The 1,997-nt window shown below is 65.7% G+C and carries 2 protein-coding genes; both read right to left on the bottom strand.

What is annotated here, in order from left to right:
- Positions 1 to 32: 32 nt before the first annotated feature.
- Entirely contained in the window at positions 33 to 815 is a 783-nt protein-coding gene (locus VW23_RS08525; RefSeq protein ID WP_069909148.1) for a PP2C family serine/threonine-protein phosphatase, read from the bottom strand.
- 37 nt (positions 816 to 852) lie between these two features.
- On the bottom strand, positions 853 to 1,743 hold the full coding sequence (locus VW23_RS08520) for an alpha/beta hydrolase (protein WP_141728275.1): 891 nt from the start codon (positions 1,741 to 1,743) through the stop codon (positions 853 to 855).
- Positions 1,744 to 1,997 lie beyond the last annotated feature (254 nt).

Here is a 1,997-nt window from a genome sequence, read left to right as displayed (position 1 = left end):
CGGGGGAGGATCACTGAGAGTCCCGTGCCCCTTCACCCCGACAGCATCAGCCCCATCGCCGGATTGTCCACCTGCCACACAATCACCGTGGCGCTGTCGGTACCGCCCAGTCGATGCACCTCCGCCAGCATCGAGGAGACCGAACCCGATACCCCCGCCGGCGACAGCAGCTCACGGCTCACCCGCGCCGGATCCTCGAACGGTCGATCGCCAACCTCGAGCAGGCCGTCGGTCACCAGGGCGATGGTGTTGATCCCCTGCCGCAACTGCCGGATGCCGGTGGAAAAGCACGGCGCCTCGAGCGTCAGGCTGCTCCGCTCGCCGATACACTCGAAATAGTTACGCACCGTGAGGGTGAACTGCCCCAGCCGCTGCAGCTCGGGATGCAGCAGATAGAGTTGGTTGTCGCCGATCGACAGCCACATCAGATAACCGCCCTGCTGGTAGCAGACGAGGCACGCCGTCTCGCCGCGTACCCGCGCCATCTGCGCCGCCCCGCCGAGCAGCAGGCGCGTCACCGCGGCCTGCACCTCGATATGCGACGCCTCCGGCTGCTCGATCAGCGCCAGCAGCTCCGGCCTTCCCGCCTCGAACAGCTCGAGCACCGTGTCAGCGCTCTCCGAGCTGGCATGCGCATCGAGGATGACGGCGAAGACCCAGTCCTCGCCGGCCCACACCAAGGCCGCATCCTCGTTCTTCTTCGCCCCCATCGCGGCGTTACCACCGCAAAGCCCGATGGCGACCACGCCAGCCGTGTGGATGCGCGGCCCATCGAGGTACGGCTCCACACGGCCGCTCCAGACGAACTGCTGCATCGACGCCTCCTGCCCTCAGCCCGCCATAGGTAATACCCTACCGCCCGCAGTTCGCATCCAGCTTCGGCGCCAGCCATTCCAGCGCCGGAACGATCTGTTGCTGCCAGGTATCCCAGTAATGCCGGCCGCGCGTCACCCGCAGGGTCGTGTCGATGCCGAGCTGCGTCAGCCCGTTGTGATATTCGGCCGAGGCGAGGATCAGGTCCGGGAAATCGGCGTCGCCGATGGCGAAGTAAAAGGCCGGCTTGTCGGCGGCGCGCCGGAGTTTCGGCATCAGCGTAAAAGCGTTGGCGGCGTTGAAGCGGGCGCGGTCGAACGGCGTGCCGAAGACATTGTGGTAGAGCCCGGGGATCCAGCCGCTGCGCTGGTCGTTCTTTTCGAGCGGCTTGTGCAACGCCCCGGCAAAACTCATCACCGCGCCATAGGTGTCGGGGTGGTTGATCGCCTGCAGTACCGCGCCGACCCCGCCCATCGACACCCCACCGATCGCCCGTCCGACCCGGCACCTGGCCGTCGGGTATCTCGCATCGATCGCCTTGACGAGGTCCGTGGCGAAGGCAGTGTCGACCAGCCCAAAACCCTCGGGATCCGGGTTGTCGACATACCAGCTGTCCCCTGCCCCCGGCGCCACAACCATCAGCGGCGGAATGCGGCCATCGGCCAATGCGCGATCGAGGATCGGACCGAGATTGCCCCAGGTAAACCAGTCGCCATCCGCCCCGGTCAGCCCATGCAGCAGGTAAACCACCGGCCAGCGCTCCCCCTCGGCCGGCGCCGGAAACGGCGTGTAGACGGCATAAGGTATTGGCCGGCCCAAGGTCGGGCTTTCCGCCTTCAACCCGAACTCGACAATCCCCGCTGCCAGCGCGGCGGAATTGGCAAACACCATCGCAGCCGCGCCCAGCGCAGCCAGAAGTTTCAATCTCAATCTGTCCCCCCTCGGATCGCCGGTATGCGGCGAGTTCAATGTGTAAAGCAAAATTGGGAAAACGTTTTCCTAGCTAGCATCCTACGGGCATTTGAGGGGGTTGGGCAACTAGTCGAAGGCGATGCTGGTTATGTGGCCCACTCGGCGCAAAGTGCGTCCCCTCGCCCCTCTGGGGAGGGTTAGGGTGAGGGGCGCCAAGCACACGAGTCGAGCGTGTGGTGGGCCTTCTGTAGGAAGGTGGGCAGCCCCCGGTG

Origin of the sequence: Devosia insulae DS-56, from assembly GCF_000970465.2 — a bacterium.
GTDB classification, from domain to species: domain Bacteria; phylum Pseudomonadota; class Alphaproteobacteria; order Rhizobiales; family Devosiaceae; genus Devosia_A; species Devosia_A insulae.
Note: the sequence above shows the minus strand (reverse complement) of the source record. Positions and strands in the feature narration are given on the sequence as shown.

Bases quoted from the DNA above. Each gene is read 5' to 3' on its own strand.
- VW23_RS08525 (WP_069909148.1), bottom strand. From the start codon at position 815: ATGCAGCAGTTCGTCTGGAGCGGCCGTGTGGAGCCGTACCTCGATGGG.